The organism is Streptomyces sp. NPDC001920 (assembly GCF_053594495.1).
The window spans coordinates 92,883-113,833 of the sequence record NZ_JBSFEP010000018.1 but is presented as its reverse complement, the minus strand read 5'-3'; the positions used below and the strand labels follow the sequence as shown (position 1 = coordinate 113,833).

The window sequence follows — 20,951 nt, the reverse complement described above, 5'->3', positions numbered from 1 at the left end:
GCCACCGCCGTAGACGGCTACGCGGGTCTGCGGATCGCGCGTCCCGCCAGCACGTCCGTCCGGCGGCCGTCCTCGATCACGAAGCGGCCGTCGATCAGGACGTGCGGGATGCCCCTCGGTAGCGTGCGCGGCTCCTCGAACGTGGAGCCCGCCGCTACCGTCCGCGGGTCGAACAGCACCAGGTCCGCCCGGTACCCCTCGCGGACCAGCCCCCGGTCCGGCAGCCGCAGCCGCGCCGCCGGGCGCGCGGTCAGGTGGGCCACGCACTCCTCCAGGGACAGCACTCCCAACTCCCGTACATAGCGGCCGAGATAGTGCGGGAACGTGCCGTACGCCCTCGGGTGCGGCTTCCCGCCCCGCAGGATGCCGTCCGAACCACCCGTGTGGACGCGGTGCCGCATGATCGTGCGTACGTTCTCCTCGTCTCCGACGTGCTGAAGGATCGTCGAGCCCAGCCGGTCGTCGAGGAGCAGTCGGCGGGCGGTCGTCCAGGGGTCCTCACCGCGTGCGTCCGCGGACTGCCGGACCGTACGGCCGACGAAGTCCTTGAGCGCCGGGTCGCTCACCCCCGAGATCTCGATCGTGTCCCAGTCGACCGGCACGCCGTGGCAGCCGTCCGCGCCGACGACCTCCATGTGGTGCCGGATCCGTTGCGCCGACTCCTCGTCGGCCAGCCGGGTCAGGACCGCCTCGGGACCGCCCTCGCTCGCCCAGCTCGGCAGCAGCGCCACGAGGGTCGTGCAGCCGGGGGTGTAGGGGTAGGTGTCGAGGGTGATGTCGGCCCCCGACGCCAGTGCCTCGTCGAGCAGCGACAGCAACTGGGGCGCCCTGCCCTTGTTCACGCCGAAGTTCATGGTGGCGTGGGCCAGGTGGAGCGCGCAGCCCGCCTCCCGGGCCAGGGCCACCATCTCCTCGTACGCCTCCAGGGCCCCGGCCCCGTACGAGCGGTGGTGCGGGCAGTAGTAGCCGCCGTACGACGCCACCACCCGGCACAGCTCCGTCAGTTCGGCGTCCTCGGCGTACATGCCCGGCGTGTACGTCAGCCCCGACGACAGGCCGACCGCGCCCTGCTCCAGGCCCTCGGCGACCAGCCGCCGCATCCGGTCCAGTTCGTCCGGCGTCGCCGCCCGGTCCTCCCAGCCGACGGCGAGCGCGCGGACCGTGCCCTGCGGGACGAGGTACGCCGCGTTGACGGCGATGCCGCGGCCGGCGAAACCGAAGTCGAGCCGGTCCAGGTACTCGCCCACCGTCCGCCAGTCGAAGTCGATGCCGTCACCGGAGCCGTTCCAGCCGGTGATCGCGTGGCGGACCTCGGCGAGTGTGCGGTCGTCGACCGGGGCGTACGACAGTCCGTCCTGGCCGATGACCTCAAGGGTGACCCCCTGCGCGGCCTTCGCGCTGTGGTCCGGGTCCTGTAGCAGTGCCAGGTCGCTGTGGGCGTGCATGTCGATGAAGCCGGGGGAGAGGACGAGTCCCTCCGCGTCCAGCTCCCGTGTCGCCCGCGGGCGTTGGCACCCCGCGGCGGCGGCCTCCTGGACGATCGACACGATCCGGCCGCCGTCGACGACCACGTCCGCGCGGTAGGAGGGGGCGCCGCTGCCGTCCACGACCTCCGCGTCCCGAATGACCAGGTCCTCCACGGACGTACCTCCTAGAAGAACGTGCGGATGTAGTCGACGACCGTCCCGTCCGCCTCCGCGACCGGGATCAGCTGCCACTTGTCGAACGACGTGCACGGATGCGACAGGCCCAGGCCGAGCCAGTCCCCGACCTCCAGGTCCGCCTCCGCGGTCGTCCGCAGCCACGCGTGCTGGTCGGACAGCGCGGTCACCGAGATCCCGGCGGCCGGGCGCTCGACGCCGTCCCGGCGGACCACCTGGGCGACCGGCAGGTCGAGGTCGTACGCCGCGTCCCGCTTGCCCGCGTTGACGAAGGCCTGCTCGGGGGAGGGGCGCGAGACGACCTGCGCCCAGAGGCGGAAGGCGGGTTCGAGGGCGCCCTCGCCCGGGACCCGGTTGAACGGGGTCAGCTTGCGGTAATGGCCGTCGTCGTGCGAGACGTACGCGCCCGAGCGCAGCAACTTCAGTACGGGCAGGGAGAGTTCCGGGAGGTTTGCGAACACGTCCGCGACCGCGTCGAACCACGCGCTGCCGCCCGCGCTGACGACGATCTCCTCAAGGCCCGCGAAACGCCCCGCCTTGTCGAAGTCGGCGGCCAGCGAGACGAGCCGGTGCAGCCACGCGTGCACCCGCTCCGGGGTCGCCTGCGGCACCTCGCCCTCGTACCCCGCCACGCCGACCAGCCGCAGTGTCGGCACGCCCGCCACCGCGTCCGCGACCGCCGCGCACTCCGCCTCCGTGCGGACGCCGGTCCGGGCGTCCTCGCCGGCCGCCAGCTCGACCACGACGTCCAGTGGGCGGGCGGCCCCGGCGTCGCGCAGCGCCGCGTCCATCTGCTCGACGCCGGGCACGGAGTCGACGTAGCAGATGAGCCGGAAGGCGGGGTCGGCGGTGAGTTCGGCCGCGATCCAGCGCAGGGCCGCCGGATCCACCAGCTCGTTGGCGAGGAAGATCCGCTCGGTGCCGAACGCCCGCGCCACACGGACCTGATGCGGCACCGCGAGGGTGATGCCCCACGCGCCGTGCTCGATCTGACGCTGGAACAGCTGGGGAGCCATGGAGGTCTTGCCGTGCGGGGCGAAGGCGAGTCCGTGGCGGGCGGCGTACGCCTCCATGAGGTCGAGGTTGTGCTCCAGACGCTCGGCGGACAGCGCGAGGACGGGGGTGGCGAAGCCTCCGGTGAAGAGGTTGCGGCGCTGGGCGGCCAACTCGGCGACGGTCAGACCGTCCGCGTCCGGGGGGAGGCCCTTGAAGCGGTGGTCGACCCGCTCCTCGGCCAGACGCGCGAGCGCCTCGGAGCTCATGGAACCTCCCTGATCAGGCTTGTTGCACAAGGTGCAACTGGCATTGCGTATGTCGCTTGCCGCTGTCTAACATGTCGGCCGATCGCGGTCAACGGAGCCGCCGACCACGCAGACGGCTGGGAGCTACGACGATCGTGACCGTCACCGGATGCCGCAATGCCTGCGACGTCGTGGACGTCGTCGCGCTCGGCGAGTCCATGGTCACCTTCCTGCCGTCGAGGCCGGGACGCCTCGCCGACGTGCCGTCGTTCGAGCGGGGGATCGGGGGCGCGGAGTCCAACGTCGTGTGCGGCCTGGCCGCCGCGGGGCACACCGTGCGGTGGGTCAGCCGGGTCGGGGCGGACGGGTTCGGCGACCACCTGGTGAGACGGATCGCCTCGTACGGTGTCGACACCGGGGCCGTGCACGTGGACCCGGTCCGCCCGACCGGCGTCTACTTCCGCACGGCCGGCGACCGGGGCACGGACGCGCACGAGGTGGCGTACTACCGGGCGGGTTCGGCGGCGTCCGCCATGTCCGTGGGGAACGTGGACCTCGGGGCGGTGCGGGCGGGCCGGGTGCTGCATCTGTCGGGGATCACGGCGGCGTTGTCGGACTCCTGCCTGGAGCTGCTGCGCGAGCTGACGGCTCCCGGGGCGGACCGCCCGCTGGTCTCGTTCGACGTGAACCACCGCGCCGGGCTGTGGCGACGCGCCGACGGCGCTCAGGCGCTGCTGTGGCTGGCTCGCCGATGCGACCTGGTCTTCGTGGGCACCGACGAGGCCGAGTCTGCCTGGGGCGTCACCGAGGGCCCGGTGGCGATCCGCGCGCTGCTGCCGGAGCCGGCCGTGCTGGTGGTGAAGGACGGGGCGCGGGGCGCCACGGCGTTCGAGCGCTCCCGGGAAGCCGGGTGCGGGACGGCTCCGGCCGCGGGCGGCCGTGCCGCCGGTGCGGCGCCCGCCCCGGGAGCGGACGGCGCCCCACAAGCACCCGGCCGCGCCCCTCACCCACGCCCGGCCGCCATGCCGGGTGGTTCGTCGGGGCGTCCTGTTGATGCAGGTTGCGTTCCGGGTGCTTCGTCGGGGCGCTCCGGCGATGCCGGCTGTGTGCCGGGTGCTCCCCGGATCCGCCCCGCCGACGCCGCCTGCGCGCCGGGGCCCCACGCCGCGCCGCCCGCCTTCGTCCCGGCTCCCGCCGTGGACGTCGTCGCGGCCGTCGGCGCGGGTGACGCCTTCGCCGCCGGCTTCCTCTCGGCCACCCTGCGCGAACTGCCCCTGCGCGCACGGCTGCGGCACGGCCACCTCTGGGCCGCCGCCGCTCTCACCGCCCCCGGTGACCTCGCCGCCCCGCCCGGCCGGGGCCACGCCGACCAGCTCGCCGCCCTCGACGACGCCGCGTGGGAGAAACTGCGACTCGGCCCCGGGTGGACGCAAGCCGCTGAGGGGACCGACGAGGAGGTACGTACGCCATGAGTCAGACCGTCGACCGCGCGCTCAGCATCCTGCCGCTGCTCGCCGAGGGCCCCGCCGACCTGGGCCAGGTCGCCGACCGCCTCGGCGTGCACAAGTCCACCGCCCTGCGGCTGCTGCGCACCCTGCACGAGCACGGCATGGTCTACCGCCAGTCGGACCAGCGCTACCGCCTCGGCGCCCGTCTCATCGCCCTCGCCCAGGAGGCGATGGAGAACCTCGACATCCGCGAGATCGCCCATCCCCACCTCGTACGCCTCAACGAGCAGTGCGGGCACACCGTGCACCTCGCCGTGTACGAGGAGGACGAGGTCCTGTACATCGACAAGGTCGAGAGCAGGTACCCGGTGCGGATGTACTCACGGATCGGCAAGCCCGTCGCCATCACCGTCGCCGCCGTGGCCAAGCTGCTGCTCGCCGATCTGCCCGAACACGAGCGCCGGACCCTGGCCGGCAAGCTCGACTACCCCATGTACACGGCCCGTTCCATCCCCAACGCCCCGGCGTTCCTGCGCGAGTTGGACCAGGTGCGCGAACAGGGCTGGGCCACCGACCTCGGTGGCCACGAGGAGTCCATCAACTGCGTCGCCGCTCCCATCCGGGGAGCCGACGGCCGGGTCGTCGCCGCGATGTCGGTCTCCGCGCCGAACGTCGTCGTCTCCGCCGACGAACTCCTCACCCTGCTCCCTCTGGTGCGCCGTACGGCGGACGACATCAGCGGCGAGTACTCCGGCAGGACCCCGGCGAAGAACCCCGTATGACCGAGGACGGCAAGGACCGCGTATGACCGAGAAGACGGCGCTGACCCCGAAGACCCACACCACCCCGCCCGCGAGGTTCTCGCACGGCGTGAAGAAGGGGAACATCCTGCAGGTCGCCGGGCAGGTCGGCTTCCTGCCCGCGGCCGAGGGGCAGCCTCCGACGCCCGCCGGCCCCACCCTGCGCGAGCAGACGCTCCAGACCCTCGCCAACGTCAAGGCGATCCTCCAGGAGGGCGGCGCCTCCTGGGACGACGTGATGATGATCCGCGTCTATCTGACGGACGTCGCCCACTTCGCCGAGATGAACAAGATCTACGACTCCTACTTCGAGGAGCAGCGGCTCACCCAGCCGCCCGCCGCCCGGACCACGGTCTACGTCGGTCTGCCCGCCGGGCTCCTCGTCGAGATCGACGCGCTCGCCGTACTGGGCTGATCCCCCATCGGCGAACGGGACACGTCGAGCGTGATCGTGTAACGATGCGGGGGCTGGTTGCGCGGAACACAGGGTCGTCGACCATACTGCTCCGCTGTGGAGCAGCGCATAGGTTCAGGCAGCCAGCCCCTGGAAGGCGCCGGGTTCGACCCGGCCTTCATCCCCGGGCTCACCTCTCCCGCGTCCGCCGAGCCGGGGGGCGTGAAGAAGAAGGACGACGCGGCCGGCACGGCCGACTCCGAGGAGCCGGTCCTCGCGGTCGTCGAGGAGGCCGAGGCCGAGGCGGAGGTCGTCGAGGAGGAGGCCCCCGTCGACGGGCCCGTCTTCGAGGCCGCCGACCGGCGGGCCCGGATCGTGGCCGACCACAGAGGGGTGCGGCTCGCCCTGGACGACCAGGAGTGCGAGTTCCGCTGGGACGAGATCGGCGCGGTCGAGACGGAGACCGCGCGCTTCGGGAAGCGGTTCACCGTCACGGTGCACACTCCTGACCGCCGTTGGTACCCGATCGAGATCGAGGCGACGGCCAGGAGCCGCTTCAAGGAGTGGGACGAGCAACTGGACGCGGTCCTCGACGCCTACTTCGACGACGGTGCCGACGACACGGACACCGGTGCAGTGGACGCCGGTGAAGCGGACGCGGTGAAGACGGACGCCGTCAAGGCGGACGCCGAGGAAGCCGACGCCAAGTAGCTAACGGCAGTACTGGGCTTCCTTGCCGATCGACCGGTACATGCAGTCCGCGTTCTCCAGCAACTGCAGCACCGCATCCCGGTTCCGGGACGTCTCCCGCTCGATCACCTCGTCGGGCGGGTAGAAGCCCCCGCCCCCACTGGACCTCGGGTACATCTCGAAGGTGTACCCGAAGATCTTCTGGCTGCCCCACAGCCAGTCGTCGATCGACCCGTCCGTGATGTACAGGTCACTGGACTGCTCCGGCGTGTACCCGTTGCTGGCCGCCATCTTCTGGCCGACGGTCGCGAACGCGTTCCGGTCGTCCGCGGTCATCCCGGTCGTGGTGTCGGAGTACGTGTACCCGAAGGGCCACAGCACCAGCTCGCTGTACGTGTGGAAGTCGATGCCGGCCTTGATCTGCTGCACGCCGCCCACGACCCGGCTGCGCACGAAGTTCGCGACCACCTTCACCTCGGGCGCGGACTCCGCGGACGTGCCCCGGTAGGTGTCCGAGGACGGTGACCCGGACGAGCCGCCGCAGCAACCCCACCGGTAGTTCCAGTTCCGGTTCATGTCGGTCCCGACGTACGAGGAACCGGCGTTGGGCTGCCGGTTCTTGCGCCACGACCGGTACGAGCCGGTGGCGATGTCGTACTCGCCGCCGTCCGGGTTGAGGTCGGGCACGATCCAGATCTCGCGGTTGTTCACCATGCCGGTGACCCGCGAGTCGCTGCCGTAGTCGGAGGTCAGCTCGCGCAGCAGGTAGAGCGCCATCTCGACGGTGAGGTGCTCACGCGCGTGCTGGTGGTGGGTGAAGAGGACCTCCGGCTCGGACTCGTCCGTCGCCACGTTGTCGCTGATCTTGATGGCGACGATGTTCCGGCCCTGGTACGACTGCCCGATCACGCGCTGGCTCGCGATGGAGGGGTTGGCCGAGACGATCGAGTTGATCTCGCTCGTCATCTCCGCGTAGTTGTGATAGCGCGAGTCGCCGGACGGGAAGTCGTGGAGCCGGATGTCGTCCTCGCCCGAGGAGCGGTCGGGGACCGCGCCGAGCGAGGTGACGTCGTAGCCGAGGTCGCGCAGCTTCTTGATCTGGTCCGCACGGCCCGAGACGACGACGCCGTGGCCGTGGACCTCGTCCACGGTCACACCGGTGCGCTGGAGTGCGGTGCGGTCCTTGGCGGTCGAGTGCATGTGCACCTCGTACTGCCGGACGTCGTCGGCCGAGGGGGCCGCCTTGGTGGCGCTGTCGGCGTTCGCGGACACGTTCGTGGAGAGGGGAGCCGCGAGGGCGAGGGCCAGCAGTGCGGCGAAGGCGGCGGTGCGTCTGCCGCCGAGGCCGCCTGAGCCGCGTGTGCGAAGTCGCATGAAGTCTCCTTGCGGGAGTGGGGGGTGGGGTTCAGTGCGACGTACTGCGTGATGCGGGTGCGGCGCTCATCGTGAGCCGGTGGCATGGACAGGTCAAGGGCGCCGCGGTGATTGATGACGTGAACCATTCGAAATTCAGCCGCGCAGTGTACGCGCGCGCCCCCGGCGCGGAGCGGTCCCGGACGAAGTGCACCCGGGCGTGTGACCCGGATGTGCAGGCCGGTGAAGGACCGGGGGAGGGTGAGGGTCCGCGCAAGGGGAGAAGCGGGAGCGGCGGGGGCGGCGGGAGTGGCGGGGAACGGCGCGCCCGCGGCTCCCGCGGCTCCCCGCTCCACATCGACAGCACCCCAGAGGTCGACGAGGCCCCGGAGGCCGGCACGACCCCCGAGGCCGACACCCCCAGAGGAACGGCTGATCATGGGCGGATCGGTGCCACGACGGGACCATCAGCTGCCGGTCGAGACGACCAGCTTCGTCGACCGGCGCGGCGAACTCGCCGCGGGCCGGGAACTGTTGGCCAGAGCCCGGCTGGTCACGCTGACCGGGCCCGGCGGTGTCGGCAAGACCCGCCTCGCCGCACGCATCGCGGCCGCCGTACGGCGCACCTTCCCCGACGGCGTGCATCTCGTGCCCCTCTCCGGCCTGGACGACCCGGCACTCGTCCCCCACGCCGCCGCCGACGCGCTCGACCTGCACGACCACTCGTCGCGACCACCGCTGCGGGCACTGGTGGAGCAGGTACGGGACCGCCGGCTGCTGCTGCTCCTCGACAACTGCGAACACCTGCTGCCGGCCTGCGCCGACCTGGCCGCTGCCCTGCTGCACGGCACGCCGGGCGTGCGGATCCTCGCCACCAGCCGCCACCGCCTGGGCCTGACCGAGGAACACCTCCTGGAGGTACGGCCCCTGCCGGTCCCCGACCCCGACGGCGACCTCTCCACTCCCGAGGGCTACCCCGCCCTCGCCCTCTTCGCCGACCGGGCCGCCGCCGTGGTCCCCGGCTTCCGTCTGACCCCCGCCAACCGCGCGGCCGTCGCCCGCCTCTGCCGCCGCCTGGACGGTCTTCCCCTCGCCATCGAACTCGCCGCCGTCCGGATGCGCGTCCTCGACGTCGACCAGCTCCTCGGCCGTCTGGACGACCGCTACCGCCTCCTCACCGGCGGCAGCCCCGCCGCCCTGCCCCGCCACCAGACCCTGCGGGCCACGGTGGACTGGAGTCACGAACTGTGCACACGGCGGGAGCAGTTGGTGTGGGCGCGGCTGTCCGTACTGGCGGGGAGCTTCGATCTGGAGACGGCCGAGGCGGTGTGCGCCCGGGAGGCGCATCCCGCGGCAGGGGAGGCCGAGGCGGGGCAGGACGCGCCGCAGGGCCCGGCGCCGCTGAGCGCCGACGACGTCCTGGACGCCGTCACCGGCCTGGTCGACAAGTCCGTGCTGGCCCGGGAGCCCGGTCCCGACGGCATCCGCTACCGCCTCCTGGACACCCTCCGCCACTACGGCCTGGACCGCCTGCGCCGGCTGCCCGGCGAGGAGCCCGCCGCCCGCCGACGCCACCGCGACTGGATGCTGCGGCGCGCGGCCGCCTGCGAGAGCGCCTGGTTCGGGCCGGGCCAGCGCGAGATCGTCGCCCGGCTCCGTGCCGACCGGGACAACCTGCGCGGCGCCCTCGACTTCAGCCTCACCACCCCGGGTGAGGCCCCGCACGGGCTGCGCCTGGCCGGCACGCTGTGGTTCTACTGGCACGCCTGCGGTGCCCCCCGCGAGGGCCGGCACTGGCTCGACCGGGCCCTCGCCGCCAGCCCCGAACCGACCCCGGAGCGGGCCCGTGGCCTGTGGATCGCCGGGCTCCTCGCCGCCGCCACCCACGACCTCACCGCCGGTCTCGCCCTCGCCCAGGACGCCCACGCCCTGGCCCGCGCCCTCGACGACACGGCCGAGGCGGCGCACGCCGAGTACGTCATCGGCGTCATCACCCTGTTCCTGGACGACCTGCCGGCCGCGCTCACCCACTTCGAGGCCAGCGTCGCCCGTGGCCCGGTCCCCGGTCAGCACCTGAGCCTGTACGGCCTCGACCAGGTCGAACTCGCCTGCGCCCTGGGGTTCCTGGGCGAGGCCGACCGGGCCGTGGAGGTCTGCGAGCAGGTACGCCGGATGTGCGAACGGCACGGCGAGGAGTGGGTGCACTCGTACGTCCTGCGGATCCTCGCCCTCGCCCACACCGTGCGCCGTGACTGGCGCCGCGCGGAACACCACGCGCGCCGGGCCCTGCGCCTCAAACTCGCCGTCCACGACGTCATCGGCATCGCCCTCACCCTCGACCTCCTGGCCCGCGTCGCCACCGAGACGGGCGCCCACGCCCGCGCGGCCGTCCTGCTCGGCGCCGCCGACCGCACCTGGGCCGGCATCGACCGCGACCGCTGGGGGTCGGCCACCCTCAACTCGGCCCGCAAGGAGAGCGAGGCACGCGCACGGGAGGCGCTGCGCGACCCCGAGTTCCAGCGGGCCCACGAACGCGGCACCGGGCTCGCCCTCGCGGAGGCCGTCGACTACGCGGCCGACGGCGACAGACCGTCCCGCCGCCGCACCGACCCGGCCGACCGCCCGGCGAACGGCCCCCCCACGTCCACCCGCCCCCCGACCGGCGTCCCCCTCACCCGCCGCGAGACCGAGGTCGCCGAACTCGTCGCCCAGGGACTGGCCAACCAGCAGATCGCCGACCGACTGTTCATCGCCCGCCGCACCGCCGAGGGCCATGTGGAACGCATCCTCGGCAAGCTCGGCTTCAGCAACCGCAGCCAGATCGCCGCCTGGATGGCAGCCCGACGCTGAGGCCGGCGGCCGTGACGCCGCCAACCTGTCAGCACGCCGACTCCGACCCGAGGAGAACCGCCCCCTCATGACACCGCAACCCACCCCGCCGCGGACGGCTTTCGACCACCGCATGGGCGTCTTCGCCACCGACGACGAGTTCCTCGCCGCCGCCCTGCCCTTCCTCACCGAGGCGCTCGCCGCGCCCGACGAACCCCCGCCCGTCGCCATCGCCGCCCCTCGCAACCTGGACCTGCTGCGGGACGCGCTCGGCGGTGACGCCAAGGACGTCGGGCTCGTCCCGCACACCGAGTGGTACACCGGCTCGGCCGCCAACGCGATCGCCCGGGGCGCCGGATACCTCGCCGCGCACGCCGGACCCGGTGGCCGGGTCCATCTCCTCATGGAACCCGTATGGGGCGGCCGCGCCGGACGCTCGCCGCGGGAGACCGCCGAGTGGATCCGCTACGAGGCTCTGGCCAACCTCCTCTTCGCCCCGCTCGCGACCACCGCCCTGTGCGCCTACGACGCCCGGGTCGCGGGCCCCGCCATCGTCGCCGCCGCCCGCCGGGCGCACCCCGACACCGACGTGTACGAGGACCCGGTACGGCTCGCCGCCGAGCTCGACGCGGTGCCGCTGCCCCCACTCCCCGCGGACGCCGAGCACCTCCCGGGCCCTGCTCCCGCCGCCGGGACCGTACGCACCTGGGCGACCTCGCGCGGACTGCCCGCCGCGGACGCGGAGCTCTTCGCCACGGCCGTCACCGAGGCCGCGGCCGCCCTCGGCCCGCTCGACGGCGCCCTGCTGTGGGGCCAGGCCCCGGCGTGCGTCTGCGAACTGCGCGCCCTGCGCCGCGTCGACGACCCGCTCGCCGGGTTCGTACCGCCGCCGAGCGCGGAACTCGAACCCGGGCAGGGACTGTGGTTCGCCCGTCAGGTCTGCGCGTACGTCGACGTCCGCGACGAGGGGGAGCACGCGAGCGTACGGCTGCAGTACGGGTAGTGCGTACCGGCGCAGGTATGGAAACGGGTATTCCTCCCCATGTGCCCCACCCCCGCGTACGCCACTGTGGACCCATGCTGCACCTCCACGGGGCGCGCTGCCCGGATCCTGGTCCTCGGTACGGCTCGTATCCCCAACCGCCCATGGGGGCCGGCCACCTCAGCGCCGAGTACGACCCCCGTCCCTCCGCCGTCCGCGAGGCTCGCGCGGAGGTCCGCCGGCAACTGGAGGGGTGGGGGCTCGCGGACCTGGACGACCTGGCGGACGTGGCCGAGCTGCTGGTGAGCGAGCTGGCCACCAACGCGCTGCTGCACTCCGCCAGCCATTTCCGGCTCACCCTGTTCGCCGCCCACGGCATCCTGCGCTGCGAGGTCCGGGACGCCGGCCGGCGCGTTCCCACCGTGCTGGACGCGGGTGCCTCGGAGAGCGGCCGGGGGATGTTCCTGGTGGCCGCGCTCGCCCGGCGCTGGGGCTGCCACCAGGACGGGCAGGGCAAGAGCGTGTGGTTCGAACTGGGCACCTGTTCCTGCACGACGGGCTCCGCCGACGGCGATCGGTCCTGCCGTCCGAGACCGTCCCCGGGCCGCCATCGGTGATCCGGGTCGGCCGCGCCCTCTTGTCGGTTCGGCCCGCTTGCGCTTTCTTGATCCTCATGGCGGACACCACGGGAAACACAGCGGTACCACAGACCGGGGAGACGGACTCCCGCCCCCGCAAGTCCAGTTGGCGCTACATCGGCCCCGGCATCGTCGTCGCCGCGACCGGTGTGGGCGCCGGTGACCTCGTCGCCACCCTCATCGCGGGCAGCAACTTCGGCTACACCCTGCTCTGGGCCGCGATCATCGGCTGCCTGGTCAAGATCTCCCTCGCCGAGGCGGCCGGACGCTGGCACCTGTCCACCGGCCGCACCCTCTTCGACGGCTGGGCCAGCCTCGGCCGCTGGACCACCTGGTTCTTCGCGGTGTACGCCGTGATCTGGGGCTTCGTCTACGGCGCCGCGGCGATGTCGTCGAGCGCGCTGCCGCTGCAGGCGCTCTTCCCGGACGTGATGGACCTCGAATGGTGGGCCATCGCCTGCGGTCTGGTCGGCCTGGTCTTCGTCTGGTTCAACAAGTACGCCGTCTTCGAGAAGGTCATGACGGTCCTGGTCGGCGTCATGTTCGTGGTGACGGTGTACCTGGCGATCCGCGTCACGCCCAACCTCGCGGACGCGTTCGCGGGCCTGCTGCCGGTCCTGCCCGACGAGAAGGACTCGATCCTCAACACCCTCGGCCTGATCGGCGGTGTCGGCGGCACCATCACGCTGGCCGCGTACGGCTACTGGGTCAACGCCAAGGGGTGGACGAACACCGGGTGGATGAAGGTGATGCGCCTGGACAACCGGGTCGCCTACGCCACGACCGGCGTCTTCGTCATCGCCATGCTGTTCGTCGGCGCCGAGCTGCTGCACTCCGCGAACGTCGCCATCGCCAAGGGCGACAAGGGCCTGATCCAGCTGGGCGACATCCTGGCCGACGAGTACGGCACGGCGACGGCCAAGTTCTTCCTGATCGGCTTCTTCGCGACCTCCTTCACCTCCCTGATCGGCGTCTGGCACGGCGTGAGCCTGATGTTCGCCGACTTCGTGGCGCGCTACCGCGAGCGCGGCGAGCTGAAGGGCGAGGAGGTCGCCTCGGGCGAGCGCGAGCGCTCCTGGCCCTTCCGTGCCTACCTGCTCTGGCTGACCTTCCCGCCCATGGTCCTGCTCTTCCAGGGCGAGCCCTTCCGCCTGATCATCATCTACGGCGTCCTGGGCGCGGCCTTCCTCCCGTTCCTCGCCGGCACCCTGATCTGGCTCCTCAATTCCTCACGCGTCCCGAGGCAGTGGCGCAACGGACCGGTCAGCAACGTGATGCTGGCGATCGCGGGACTGCTGTTCCTGGTGCTGTGCGTGAAGCAGATCTGGGACCAGCCCTGGTCCGAGTTCTTCTAGCGGAACCCGGTGCGGCGGGGCGGGGAGAATGTGTCACCTCCGCACCGAAGTATTGTCCGACGAGCACGAGCACGAGCACGAGCACGAGCACGAGGACCGAGGATCCGACGGATGACCGAGCACCCCCCACCACCCGGCCCCGGTTTCGGCCCGCCCCCACCGCCGTTCGCCCCCTCGCCGCCCGGGTACGCCCCGGCCCCGCCCCCTCACGCCCCTGCCCCATCCCCTCACACCCCCGTCCCGCAGCCGTACGCCCCGCCCCCGCAGCCGTACGCCCCCGTCCCGTCGCAACCGGTCCCGGAGGGCCCGGACTTCCTGGCCGTCGACAAGCGCAACGCGGTCGTCGTCGACGCGTCCGGCGTCGCCTTCGAGATGTCCGGCCTCACGATCGAGTTCCGCTGGCCCGAGGTCCGCAGCGTCCACTACAAGGCGAGCCCTGACGGCAAGGCCCTGATGGTGGCCGTGATCCACCTGGACGGCAGGTTCTACGAGTGCGTGGTGGAGGCCAGGCCGAGGACGCGGCTGGCGGAGTGGTTCGGGCAACTGGCCTGGGTCCTCGGCCACTACCGGCCCATGGGGTGAGGGCGGGGCCGCGTCCGTGCGGCCCCGCCCTCGATGCGCCGAGGAGGTCTACGGCAGCGCGTGCACGTGCGGCCCCACCGCGTTCGACCACGCGTTGCCCGCGGTCGCGTCCCAGTTCGTCGACCAGGTCATCGCGCCGCGCAGGTCGGGATAGGTCCGGGACGGCTTGAAGGATCCGCAGCCGGTTCCCTTGGTGAGGCAGTCCAGGGCGTTGTTCACGACGGTCGGTGAGACGTACCCGCTGCCCGCGCCCCGTGTCGAGGCCGGCAGTCCCAGCCCCACCTGGGACGGGGCGAGGCCGCCCTCCAGCTGGATGCAGGCCAGGGCGGTCAGGAAGTCCACCGAGCCCTGGCTGTAGACCTTGCCGTCACAGCCCAGCATCGAACCGCTGTTGTAGTACTGCATGTTGACGACCGTGAGGATGTCCTTGATGTTCAGGGCCGTCTTGAAGTAGGAGTTCGACGTCGACTGCATGTCGATGGTCTGCGGAGCCATCGTGATGATCAGCGACGAGCCCGCCTTCGCCGACAGGGAGCGCAGCGCCTGGGTCATGTAGGTCGCGTCGAGGCCGTTCTCCAGGTCGATGTCGACGCCGTCGAAGCCGTACGCCTGCATGAGCGCGTACACCGAGTCGGCGAAGTTCGCCGCCGAGGCGGCGTCGTTGACCGCCACCGTGCCGCGCTCGCCGCCGACCGAGATGATGACCTTCTTCCCGGCGGCCTGTTTGGCCCTGATGTCGGCCTTGAACTGGTCGACGGTGTAGCCGCCGAGCGCGGCCGAGTCCAGGTTGAAGGCCACGGCGCCCGGCGTCGAGGTCGCGTCCGCGAAGGCGACGGCGATGATGTCGTACTGCGACTGGACGTCGGCGAGCCTTTGGACCGTGGCCCCGTTGTCGAAGTTCTGCCAGTAGCCGGTGACGGCGTGCTTGGGCAGCGCGGGGCCGGGGCCGGTCGGCTTGTTCGTGGTGCCGGTCACCGTGGCCGACTTCGGTGACTCACCGGCCGCGTTGGCCGCCGTGACCTGGAAGGCGTACGAGGTCGAGGCCGCGAGCCCGGTCACGGTCGCCGAGGTGCCGCTCACCGCGGTCACCTTGGTGCCGTTCCGGTAGACGTGGTAGCCGGTCGCGCCCGAGACCGCGTTCCAGGCCAGGGAGACGGACGAGGAGGTCGTGCCGCTGACGGTGAGTCCGCTCGGCGCCCCGGGGATCGTCGGGGAGGGGTCGGTGCCCCCGCCGCCGTCGGGGCCGAACACCGACACGTCGTCCGCGTGGTAGGCAGCCTGCCCGTACCAGCCGTGCGTGTACACCGTGACGGAGGTCGTGGCAGGGCCTGTGGTGAAGGTGGTCGACAGCTGCTTCCAGGCCGCCGAGTCCGGCGTCCAGGTCGACACGTCCGTCGTGCCCGTGCCCGTCACGCCCAGGTAGGTGTAGCCACCCTGGACCCAGGCGCTCAGCGTGTACGTCGAGTTCGGGCGGACGGCGACCGCCTGGGAGCACCGGGCGTTGTCCTGCCCTGCGGGCGTCGCCCTGAGCGCGGCGGTGCCGCCGTGCACCGGGGAGGAGACGGTCGTCCCGCTGTTCGCGGAGCAGGTCCAGTTGCTCAGGCCCGACTCGAAGCCGGCGTTCCTGGCGTTGTTGAGGTCCGCCGCGGCCGCCTGGGCCGTGGGGAGGAAGGCGAGGGCGAGGGCCGCGGTGACCGCTCCCGCCCAGAGGCGTGTGGGCCCGGAGGACCTCGGAAATCGGCTGCGTATGGACATGACAATAACTTGGTCCAGACCAATTCAACTGTCAAGGGATTCCGGTCGTGGAGAATTGGTGTGCGCAACCTGCCCCGTTTTGACGTGAGTTGTGCGAGGGCAGTTCTTTCCCGGCTGCACAAACGCTGTTCTCCGGCCATGGAGCCGTGGATACAGTGCTCCCATAGTCACGCAATGAAGTCATCTCGGTGCACCGGAGTAACTCCGGTCACCGGTCCGGGCGGGAACGGGGAGCTAGGCGTGCCAACTGCCATTGCCGTGACCAGCGCCGACATGGCGCTGCCGGCACATGACGAGCGAACCGTGCCCGCCGTCGTGCTCGGCGACCTCGGCCGCGAGCCGCTGGAGCTGTCGCTCGCGGACATGCAGACACTGATCGAGCAGCACGGCCACGTGGTCGTCGTCTGCTCCCGGGCGGCACCCCGTGAGGTGGTGCAGCGACTGCGCACCGTACGGTCCCTGCTGGAGAGCGACCGGATCGCCCTCTTCGACCCCGCGCTGCCCCCGCTCGCGCTCGCCGTCCTCGCCCGCCAGTTGCGGCAGCTGGCCTCCTGCGACCTCAGCCCCGGCGTCCTCGCCTCGGCCGGCCGGCTGCTCACCCACTACCTCCACGCCGGGGCGCTCCTCGGCTCCGTCGCCAAACTGGACCGCGTCCCCGTCGACCTCAAGTCGCACGCCAGGTCATGGGTCCCCGGCAGTCAGTTCGGCGTACTCGCCCACCCGACGCCGCACCTGGTCAGGGTGGCCCCCGGAGCCACCCTCCCCGGCCCGGAGTTCGGCACGTCGATGCTGGTCGCCAGAGGCCAGCTGCAGTCCGACTGGGTCACCTCGACGCTGGTCCCGGCCTGGCGGGCGCAGGGCCTTCGGGAGGCGGCGCTGCCCGCCGAGTCGGCCACCTGGTGGGGCACACCCAAGCTGGTCGAGTTCTGCGCCTACCTGCCCGACCTCTCCGTGCTCTACCAGCTCGTCACCTCGGTACGGCAGAACTCATGTCACTGGTGCGGCATCGACGTCATCGGTGACCGCTGCGTCTTCTGCTCCGCCGTCCCACCCGCCCACGAGCAACCGGCCCGCGCGGGCTGACCGTTCCCGGCCGGCCGAGGCCGCTCCCGACCCCACCGACCGCTCCCGACCGATTCCCCCAATGAGGTTGTACGGTTCATGAACTCCCGTCAGCGCCGCGGCGTGATACTCCTGCTCCTGTCGGTCGTCTGTGCCCTCGGTGCCTTCGCCGGCGTCCTCTCCGTCATCAGCGACGTGAAGTCCAAGGTCGGTCCCGAGGTCGCCGCCTACCGGGTCAAGTCGAACGTGGCCCCCTACACGCAGCTCAGCGCGGGCCAGTTCGAGAAGATCGAGATGCCCGAGCGGTGGCTGTCGGACAACGCGGTCACGAACCTCCGCGAGATCCGGGGCAAGATCGCCGTCACCACCCTGCGCAAGGGCTCCCTGCTCCAGAGCGACATGATCGTCGACCAGCCCGCGCTCCAGGCCGGTGAGCAGGAGATCGCGATCCTGATCGACGCGGCGACCGGCGTCGCCGGCAAGATCACCCCGGGTTCCACGGTCAACGTCTACGCCACCTTCGAGGGCCGGCGCGACGGCGACCCCGACCAGTCCAAGCTCATCGTGGCGAACGCCCGGGTCATCCACGTGGGTGAGCAGACCGCGCTGCGGCCCGACGAGGACGACCGCCGGCGCGAGCCCACCGACGCCGTCCCGATCACCTTCGCCCTGAAGACCGTCGACGCCCAGCGCATCACGTACGCCGAGTCGTTCGCGGAGGAGGTCCGGCTCGCCCTGGTGGCACCGGGCGGCGGCTCCGGCATCGACGCGACGGACCGTACCTACGAACTCGCCAAGGACAAGTGAGAGGCCCGCATGCCCACGAGGATCCTCCCGGCCGTAGGCGACGCGGACGCGGTCCGGTCCCTCACGACGCTGCTCAGCCAGCTCCCCGACGCCGAGCCGGTGGCCCCGGTGACCGACTCCACCCAACTCGTCGACACCCTCGCGCGCCTGGCCGCCGAGTCCGTCGACGAACTGCCCGAGGTCGTCGTCGTCCACGAACGCATCGGCCCCGTCCCGGCCCTCGAACTCATCCGCGAGGTCGCCCTGCGTTTCCCCGCGGTGGGCGTCATCCTCGTGACCTCCGACGCCAGTCCCGGCCTCTTCCAGGCCGCCATGGACTACGGGGCCCGGGGCCTGGTCGCCCTGCCCCTGAGCTACGAGGAACTGGCCAGCCGTGTCAACGCGGTGGCCCAGTGGTCGGTGGGCGTACGGCGGCATCTGGGCGCCGGCGGTGACGTGTTCAGCGGCGTCGGCGGCACCGTGGTCACGGTGAGCGGCGCGAAGGGAGGCGTGGGGGCCACCCTCACGGCCATCCACCTGGCCCTCGCGGCCCAGGCGTCGGGCCGCAGCACCGCCCTGCTCGACATGGACCTGCAGACCGGGGACATCGCCGCCTACCTGGACATCCAGTTCCGCCGCTCGGTCGTCGACCTCGCCGCCATCAACGACATCTCGCCCCGTGTGCTGGCGGACGCGGTGTTCCGGCACGACACCGGCCTCGCCCTGCTGCTCGCCCCCGGCGAGGGCGAGCGCGGCGAGGAGGTCACCGACCGCGCCGCCCGGCACATCGTCAGCGCCCTGCGTGCCCGCTACGAGGTCGTCGTCGTCGACTGCGGCTCCCAGCTGACCGGCGCGAACGCGACAGCCGTGGAGATGGCCGACACCGCGCTTCTCGTCACCACCCCGGACGTGGTCGCCGTGCGCGGCGCCAAGCGCACCGTACGGATGTGGGACCGCCTGCAGATCCGCAAGGCCGAGGAGACCGCGATCGTCGTCAACCGCCACTCGCGCGGTACGGAGATCCAGCCCGCCCTGATCCAGAAGATCACCGGTACCGGAATCGCCGCCACCGCGATCCCCGCCAACTTCAAGGAACTCCAGGCCGCGGTCGACGCCGGGCGGGTGCACGAGCTGGACGGCAAGGGGGCGGTACGGCAGGCCCTGTGGGCACTCGCGGGTGAGCTGGGGCTGGTCAAGGGCACCGAGGGCGCCGCCCAGCGGCGGGGCGGCAGAGCGCGGGGCGGGGACCGGGCGGCGTTGACGTTCCGGCGGCGCAAGGAGCTGGGGCGGTGAGGCGGCGGGGCGACCGGGGGCAGGTCACCATCGAGTTCCTCGGGATGACGCCACTGATCATCCTGACGCTGGTGCTGCTGTGGCAGTTCGTGCTGCTCGGATACACGTACTCGCTGGCCGCGAACGCCGCGGACCAGGCGGCGCGGGCGGGGGCGGCGTCCGAGGGGCAGGCCGCCTGCCAGGAGGCCGGGCTGCGGCATCTGCCGGGCGCGTGGGCGGGCGGTGCCCAGGTGGAGTGCGCTGTGGGCGGCGGTTACGTCACCGCGGACGTGCATCTGGAGGTGCCCGTCCTCTTCCCCGGCTCGATCGGCTTCCCGTTCACCGTCGACGGGCACGCGGGGGCCGTTCAGGAGGAGAAGGACTGAGATGGCTGACGACGCCCAGCCCCGCGACCGCGGCCAGGTCGCCATCGAGTACCTCGGGTTCATCCCGATCCTGATCCTCGTCGCCATGGCCTGCGTCCAACTCGGCCTGATCGCCTACGCCGCCCAGCAGGCCGGCACCGCGGCCCGGGCGGGGGCACGCGCCGCCTCGCTGGAGGCGGGGGCCGCCGGTCAGGGGTGCCGGGTCGCGGTCAGCGACTGGCTCGCCGACGGGACCGACTGCACCGAGGCGCCCGGCGGCGACGAGGTCACCGTCACCGCCACCGTCGAGATCCCGTCCATCGTCCCCGGCTGGGACTTCGACCCCGCCCGCAAGACCGCGACCATGCCGCTCGACCACTGAACGAGGATCCCCATGAGCCTGAGGTCACGCATCACCACCCCCGAGGAGCCCGGCAGCCGGGGCGAGGACGGCCACCTGGTCGCCTCCTACCGGGCCAAGCTCCTGGAGGAGATCGACCTCGCGGAGATGAGCTCCCTGGCGGCGGCCGAGCGCCGGGCCCGACTGGAGCGGGTCCTCGGGCACATCATCAGCCGCGAGGGCCCGGTGCTGTCGACGGTCGAGCGCGCGCAGCTGATCCGCAGGGTCGTGGACGAGGCGCTCGGCCTCGGCATCCTGGAACCCCTCCTCGAAGACGCCTCCATCACCGAGATCATGGTGAACGGACCGGACGCGATCTTCGTCGAACGGGCGGGCCGCGTCGAGCAGTTGCCACTCCGCTTCCCCTCCCACGACCAGCTGATGCAGACCATCGAGCGGATCGTGTCCACGGTGAACCGGCGCGTGGACGAGTCGAACCCGATGGTGGACGCGCGCCTGCCGTCCGGTGAGCGCGTGAACGTCATCATCCCGCCGCTGTCGCTCACCGGCGCGACCCTGACGATCCGCCGCTTCCCCCGCTCCTTCACCCTGCACGAGATGACCGGACTCGGCTCCCTCGACGAGCCGATGGTGTACCTGCTGGCGGGGCTGGTGCAGGCGAAGTTCAACATCATCGTGTCGGGCGCGACCGGCACCGGGAAGACGACCCTGCTCAACGCCCTGTCGGGCCTGATCCCCGAGCACGAGCGCATCATCACCATCGAGGACTCGGCCGAACTCCAGCTCCAGCAGTCCCATGTGATCCGCCTGGAGTCCCGCCCCCCGAACGTCGAGGGCAAGGGCCAGGTCACCATCCGCGACCTGGTCCGCAACTCCCTGCGCATGCGCCCCGACCGGATCGTCGTCGGTGAGGTCCGCGGCGGCGAGTCCCTCGACATGCTCCAGGCGATGTCCACCGGCCACGACGGCTCCCTCGCCACCGTGCACGCCAACAGCACCGAGGACGCCCTGATGCGGCTGAAGACCCTCGCGTCCATGTCCGACGTGACGGTCCCCTTCGAGGCGCTGCACGACCAGATCAACAGTGCGGTGGACGTCGTCATCCAGCTCACCCGGTTCCCCGACGGCGCCCGCAGGATCACCGAGATCGCGATCCTGGACAGCCACGGGGCCGAGCCGTACCGCGTGGCGACCGTGGCGCGCTTCCGGGCCCAGCCCATGACACCGGACGGCCGCGTCCACGGCGCCTTCGAGTACCACCCGCTCCCGCGCCGCACCGCCGACCGCCTCTACATGGCGAGCCAGCCCATACCCCAGGCCTTCGGCGTCGCCCAGTCCCCGCTCGAGCTCGCCACCCGAGAAGCCAGGTAGGACCCG

General features: G+C 72.0%; 19 protein-coding genes. 15 read left to right on the top strand and 4 right to left on the bottom strand.

All coding sequences use genetic code 11. The annotated features are described in order from the left end of the window. Positions 1-17: 17 nt before the first annotated feature. Positions 18-1,640, bottom strand: a complete 1,623-nt coding sequence (locus tag ACWCPI_RS28560) for an N-acyl-D-amino-acid deacylase family protein (protein ID WP_451040846.1) — start codon at positions 1,638-1,640, stop codon at positions 18-20. Between the two features lie 11 nt (positions 1,641-1,651). Further along, a complete protein-coding gene (locus ACWCPI_RS28555) occupies positions 1,652-2,923 on the bottom strand; it encodes an amino acid deaminase (RefSeq protein ID WP_451040845.1) in 1,272 nt (423 codons plus the stop codon). A gap of 197 nt (positions 2,924-3,120) precedes the next feature. Between ACWCPI_RS28555 and ACWCPI_RS28550 the strand changes: the two genes are divergently transcribed. The 4 genes from ACWCPI_RS28550 to ACWCPI_RS28535 all read left to right on the top strand — a co-directional run bounded on the left by ACWCPI_RS28550 (position 3,121) and on the right by ACWCPI_RS28535 (position 6,255). Further along, the gene (locus ACWCPI_RS28550) at positions 3,121-4,374 is read left to right on the top strand and encodes a sugar kinase (protein WP_451040902.1); all 1,254 of its coding nucleotides are present in this window, start codon (positions 3,121-3,123) and stop codon (positions 4,372-4,374) included. After that, on the top strand, positions 4,371-5,132 hold the full coding sequence (locus ACWCPI_RS28545; RefSeq protein WP_451040844.1) for an IclR family transcriptional regulator: 762 nt from the start codon (positions 4,371-4,373) through the stop codon (positions 5,130-5,132). The genes ACWCPI_RS28550 and ACWCPI_RS28545 overlap by 4 nt, the downstream gene beginning before the upstream one ends. Before the next feature lie 22 nt (positions 5,133-5,154). Beyond that, entirely contained in the window at positions 5,155-5,565 is a 411-nt protein-coding gene (locus ACWCPI_RS28540) for a RidA family protein (protein ID WP_451040843.1), read from the top strand. Between the two features lie 96 nt (positions 5,566-5,661). Further along, complete coding sequence (locus tag ACWCPI_RS28535) at positions 5,662-6,255, top strand: hypothetical protein (RefSeq protein WP_451040842.1); 594 nt, start codon at positions 5,662-5,664, stop codon at positions 6,253-6,255. On the opposite strand, the gene ACWCPI_RS28530 is transcribed toward ACWCPI_RS28535, so the two are convergent. Continuing rightward, positions 6,256-7,608, bottom strand: a complete 1,353-nt coding sequence (locus ACWCPI_RS28530) for a M14 family metallopeptidase (protein ID WP_451040841.1) — start codon at positions 7,606-7,608, stop codon at positions 6,256-6,258. A gap of 417 nt (positions 7,609-8,025) precedes the next feature. Between ACWCPI_RS28530 and ACWCPI_RS28525 the strand changes: the two genes are divergently transcribed. The 5 genes from ACWCPI_RS28525 to ACWCPI_RS28505 all read left to right on the top strand — a co-directional run bounded on the left by ACWCPI_RS28525 (position 8,026) and on the right by ACWCPI_RS28505 (position 13,973). Continuing rightward, positions 8,026-10,437, top strand: a complete 2,412-nt coding sequence (locus ACWCPI_RS28525) for an ATP-binding protein (protein ID WP_451040840.1) — start codon at positions 8,026-8,028, stop codon at positions 10,435-10,437. Positions 10,438-10,504: 67 nt separating this feature from the next. Continuing rightward, positions 10,505-11,419 (top strand): anti-sigma factor RsbA family regulatory protein, encoded by a 915-nt coding sequence (locus ACWCPI_RS28520; RefSeq protein WP_451040839.1) that lies wholly within the window; start codon positions 10,505-10,507, stop codon positions 11,417-11,419. 143 nt (positions 11,420-11,562) lie between these two features. After that, complete coding sequence (locus ACWCPI_RS28515; RefSeq protein ID WP_451040838.1) at positions 11,563-12,015, top strand: ATP-binding protein; 453 nt, start codon at positions 11,563-11,565, stop codon at positions 12,013-12,015. A 56-nt stretch (positions 12,016-12,071) separates the two neighbouring features. Beyond that, positions 12,072-13,391: an Nramp family divalent metal transporter gene (locus tag ACWCPI_RS28510; protein WP_451040837.1), complete on the top strand. Its 1,320-nt coding sequence runs from the start codon at positions 12,072-12,074 to the stop codon at positions 13,389-13,391. 111 nt (positions 13,392-13,502) lie between these two features. After that, positions 13,503-13,973: a hypothetical protein gene (locus tag ACWCPI_RS28505; protein WP_451040836.1), complete on the top strand. Its 471-nt coding sequence runs from the start codon at positions 13,503-13,505 to the stop codon at positions 13,971-13,973. Between the two features lie 48 nt (positions 13,974-14,021). On the opposite strand, the gene ACWCPI_RS28500 is transcribed toward ACWCPI_RS28505, so the two are convergent. Next, on the bottom strand, positions 14,022-15,728 hold the full coding sequence (locus tag ACWCPI_RS28500; RefSeq protein WP_451040835.1) for a chitinase: 1,707 nt from the start codon (positions 15,726-15,728) through the stop codon (positions 14,022-14,024). A 273-nt stretch (positions 15,729-16,001) separates the two neighbouring features. On the opposite strand from ACWCPI_RS28500, the gene ACWCPI_RS28495 reads away from it, so the two are divergent. From ACWCPI_RS28495 to ACWCPI_RS28470, 6 genes are all read left to right on the top strand, one after another. Beyond that, complete coding sequence (locus ACWCPI_RS28495) at positions 16,002-16,811, top strand: hypothetical protein (RefSeq protein WP_451040901.1); 810 nt, start codon at positions 16,002-16,004, stop codon at positions 16,809-16,811. A gap of 78 nt (positions 16,812-16,889) precedes the next feature. Next, the gene (gene cpaB, locus ACWCPI_RS28490; protein WP_451040834.1) at positions 16,890-17,597 is read left to right on the top strand and encodes a Flp pilus assembly protein CpaB; all 708 of its coding nucleotides are present in this window, start codon (positions 16,890-16,892) and stop codon (positions 17,595-17,597) included. A gap of 9 nt (positions 17,598-17,606) precedes the next feature. Further along, on the top strand, positions 17,607-18,869 hold the full coding sequence (locus ACWCPI_RS28485) for an AAA family ATPase (RefSeq protein ID WP_451040833.1): 1,263 nt from the start codon (positions 17,607-17,609) through the stop codon (positions 18,867-18,869). Positions 18,870-18,913: 44 nt separating this feature from the next. Continuing rightward, on the top strand, positions 18,914-19,234 hold the full coding sequence (locus ACWCPI_RS28480; RefSeq protein WP_451040900.1) for a pilus assembly protein: 321 nt from the start codon (positions 18,914-18,916) through the stop codon (positions 19,232-19,234). A gap of 1 nt (position 19,235) precedes the next feature. Continuing rightward, entirely contained in the window at positions 19,236-19,595 is a 360-nt protein-coding gene (locus ACWCPI_RS28475) for a TadE/TadG family type IV pilus assembly protein (protein WP_451040832.1), read from the top strand. 12 nt (positions 19,596-19,607) lie between these two features. After that, positions 19,608-20,945 carry a CpaF family protein gene (locus ACWCPI_RS28470; protein WP_451040831.1) on the top strand — a complete coding sequence of 446 codons (1,338 nt, stop codon included), beginning with the start codon at positions 19,608-19,610 and terminating at the stop codon, positions 20,943-20,945. Positions 20,946-20,951 lie beyond the last annotated feature (6 nt).

What these genes read in the sequence shown, in the direction of transcription:
- ACWCPI_RS28525 (WP_451040840.1), top strand. Translation starts at nt 8,026, where the DNA reads ATGGGCGGATCGGTGCCACGACGGGACCATCAGCTGCCGGTCGAGACG.
- ACWCPI_RS28475 (WP_451040832.1), top strand. Translation starts at nt 19,236, where the DNA reads ATGGCTGACGACGCCCAGCCCCGCGACCGCGGCCAGGTCGCCATCGAG.
- ACWCPI_RS28530 (WP_451040841.1), bottom strand. Translation starts at nt 7,608, where the DNA reads ATGCGACTTCGCACACGCGGCTCAGGCGGCCTCGGCGGCAGACGCACC.
- ACWCPI_RS28500 (WP_451040835.1), bottom strand. Translation starts at nt 15,728, where the DNA reads ATGTCCATACGCAGCCGATTTCCGAGGTCCTCCGGGCCCACACGCCTC.
- ACWCPI_RS28540 (WP_451040843.1), top strand. Translation starts at nt 5,155, where the DNA reads ATGACCGAGAAGACGGCGCTGACCCCGAAGACCCACACCACCCCGCCC.
- cpaB (WP_451040834.1), top strand. Translation starts at nt 16,890, where the DNA reads ATGAACTCCCGTCAGCGCCGCGGCGTGATACTCCTGCTCCTGTCGGTC.
- ACWCPI_RS28510 (WP_451040837.1), top strand. Translation starts at nt 12,072, where the DNA reads ATGGCGGACACCACGGGAAACACAGCGGTACCACAGACCGGGGAGACG.
- ACWCPI_RS28495 (WP_451040901.1), top strand. Translation starts at nt 16,002, where the DNA reads ATGGCGCTGCCGGCACATGACGAGCGAACCGTGCCCGCCGTCGTGCTC.
- ACWCPI_RS28545 (WP_451040844.1), top strand. Translation starts at nt 4,371, where the DNA reads ATGAGTCAGACCGTCGACCGCGCGCTCAGCATCCTGCCGCTGCTCGCC.
- ACWCPI_RS28550 (WP_451040902.1), top strand. Translation starts at nt 3,121, where the DNA reads ATGGTCACCTTCCTGCCGTCGAGGCCGGGACGCCTCGCCGACGTGCCG.
- ACWCPI_RS28470 (WP_451040831.1), top strand. Translation starts at nt 19,608, where the DNA reads ATGAGCCTGAGGTCACGCATCACCACCCCCGAGGAGCCCGGCAGCCGG.
- ACWCPI_RS28520 (WP_451040839.1), top strand. Translation starts at nt 10,505, where the DNA reads ATGACACCGCAACCCACCCCGCCGCGGACGGCTTTCGACCACCGCATG.
- ACWCPI_RS28555 (WP_451040845.1), bottom strand. Translation starts at nt 2,923, where the DNA reads ATGAGCTCCGAGGCGCTCGCGCGTCTGGCCGAGGAGCGGGTCGACCAC.
- ACWCPI_RS28485 (WP_451040833.1), top strand. Translation starts at nt 17,607, where the DNA reads ATGCCCACGAGGATCCTCCCGGCCGTAGGCGACGCGGACGCGGTCCGG.
- ACWCPI_RS28480 (WP_451040900.1), top strand. Translation starts at nt 18,914, where the DNA reads ATGACGCCACTGATCATCCTGACGCTGGTGCTGCTGTGGCAGTTCGTG.
- ACWCPI_RS28515 (WP_451040838.1), top strand. Translation starts at nt 11,563, where the DNA reads ATGGGGGCCGGCCACCTCAGCGCCGAGTACGACCCCCGTCCCTCCGCC.
- ACWCPI_RS28505 (WP_451040836.1), top strand. Translation starts at nt 13,503, where the DNA reads ATGACCGAGCACCCCCCACCACCCGGCCCCGGTTTCGGCCCGCCCCCA.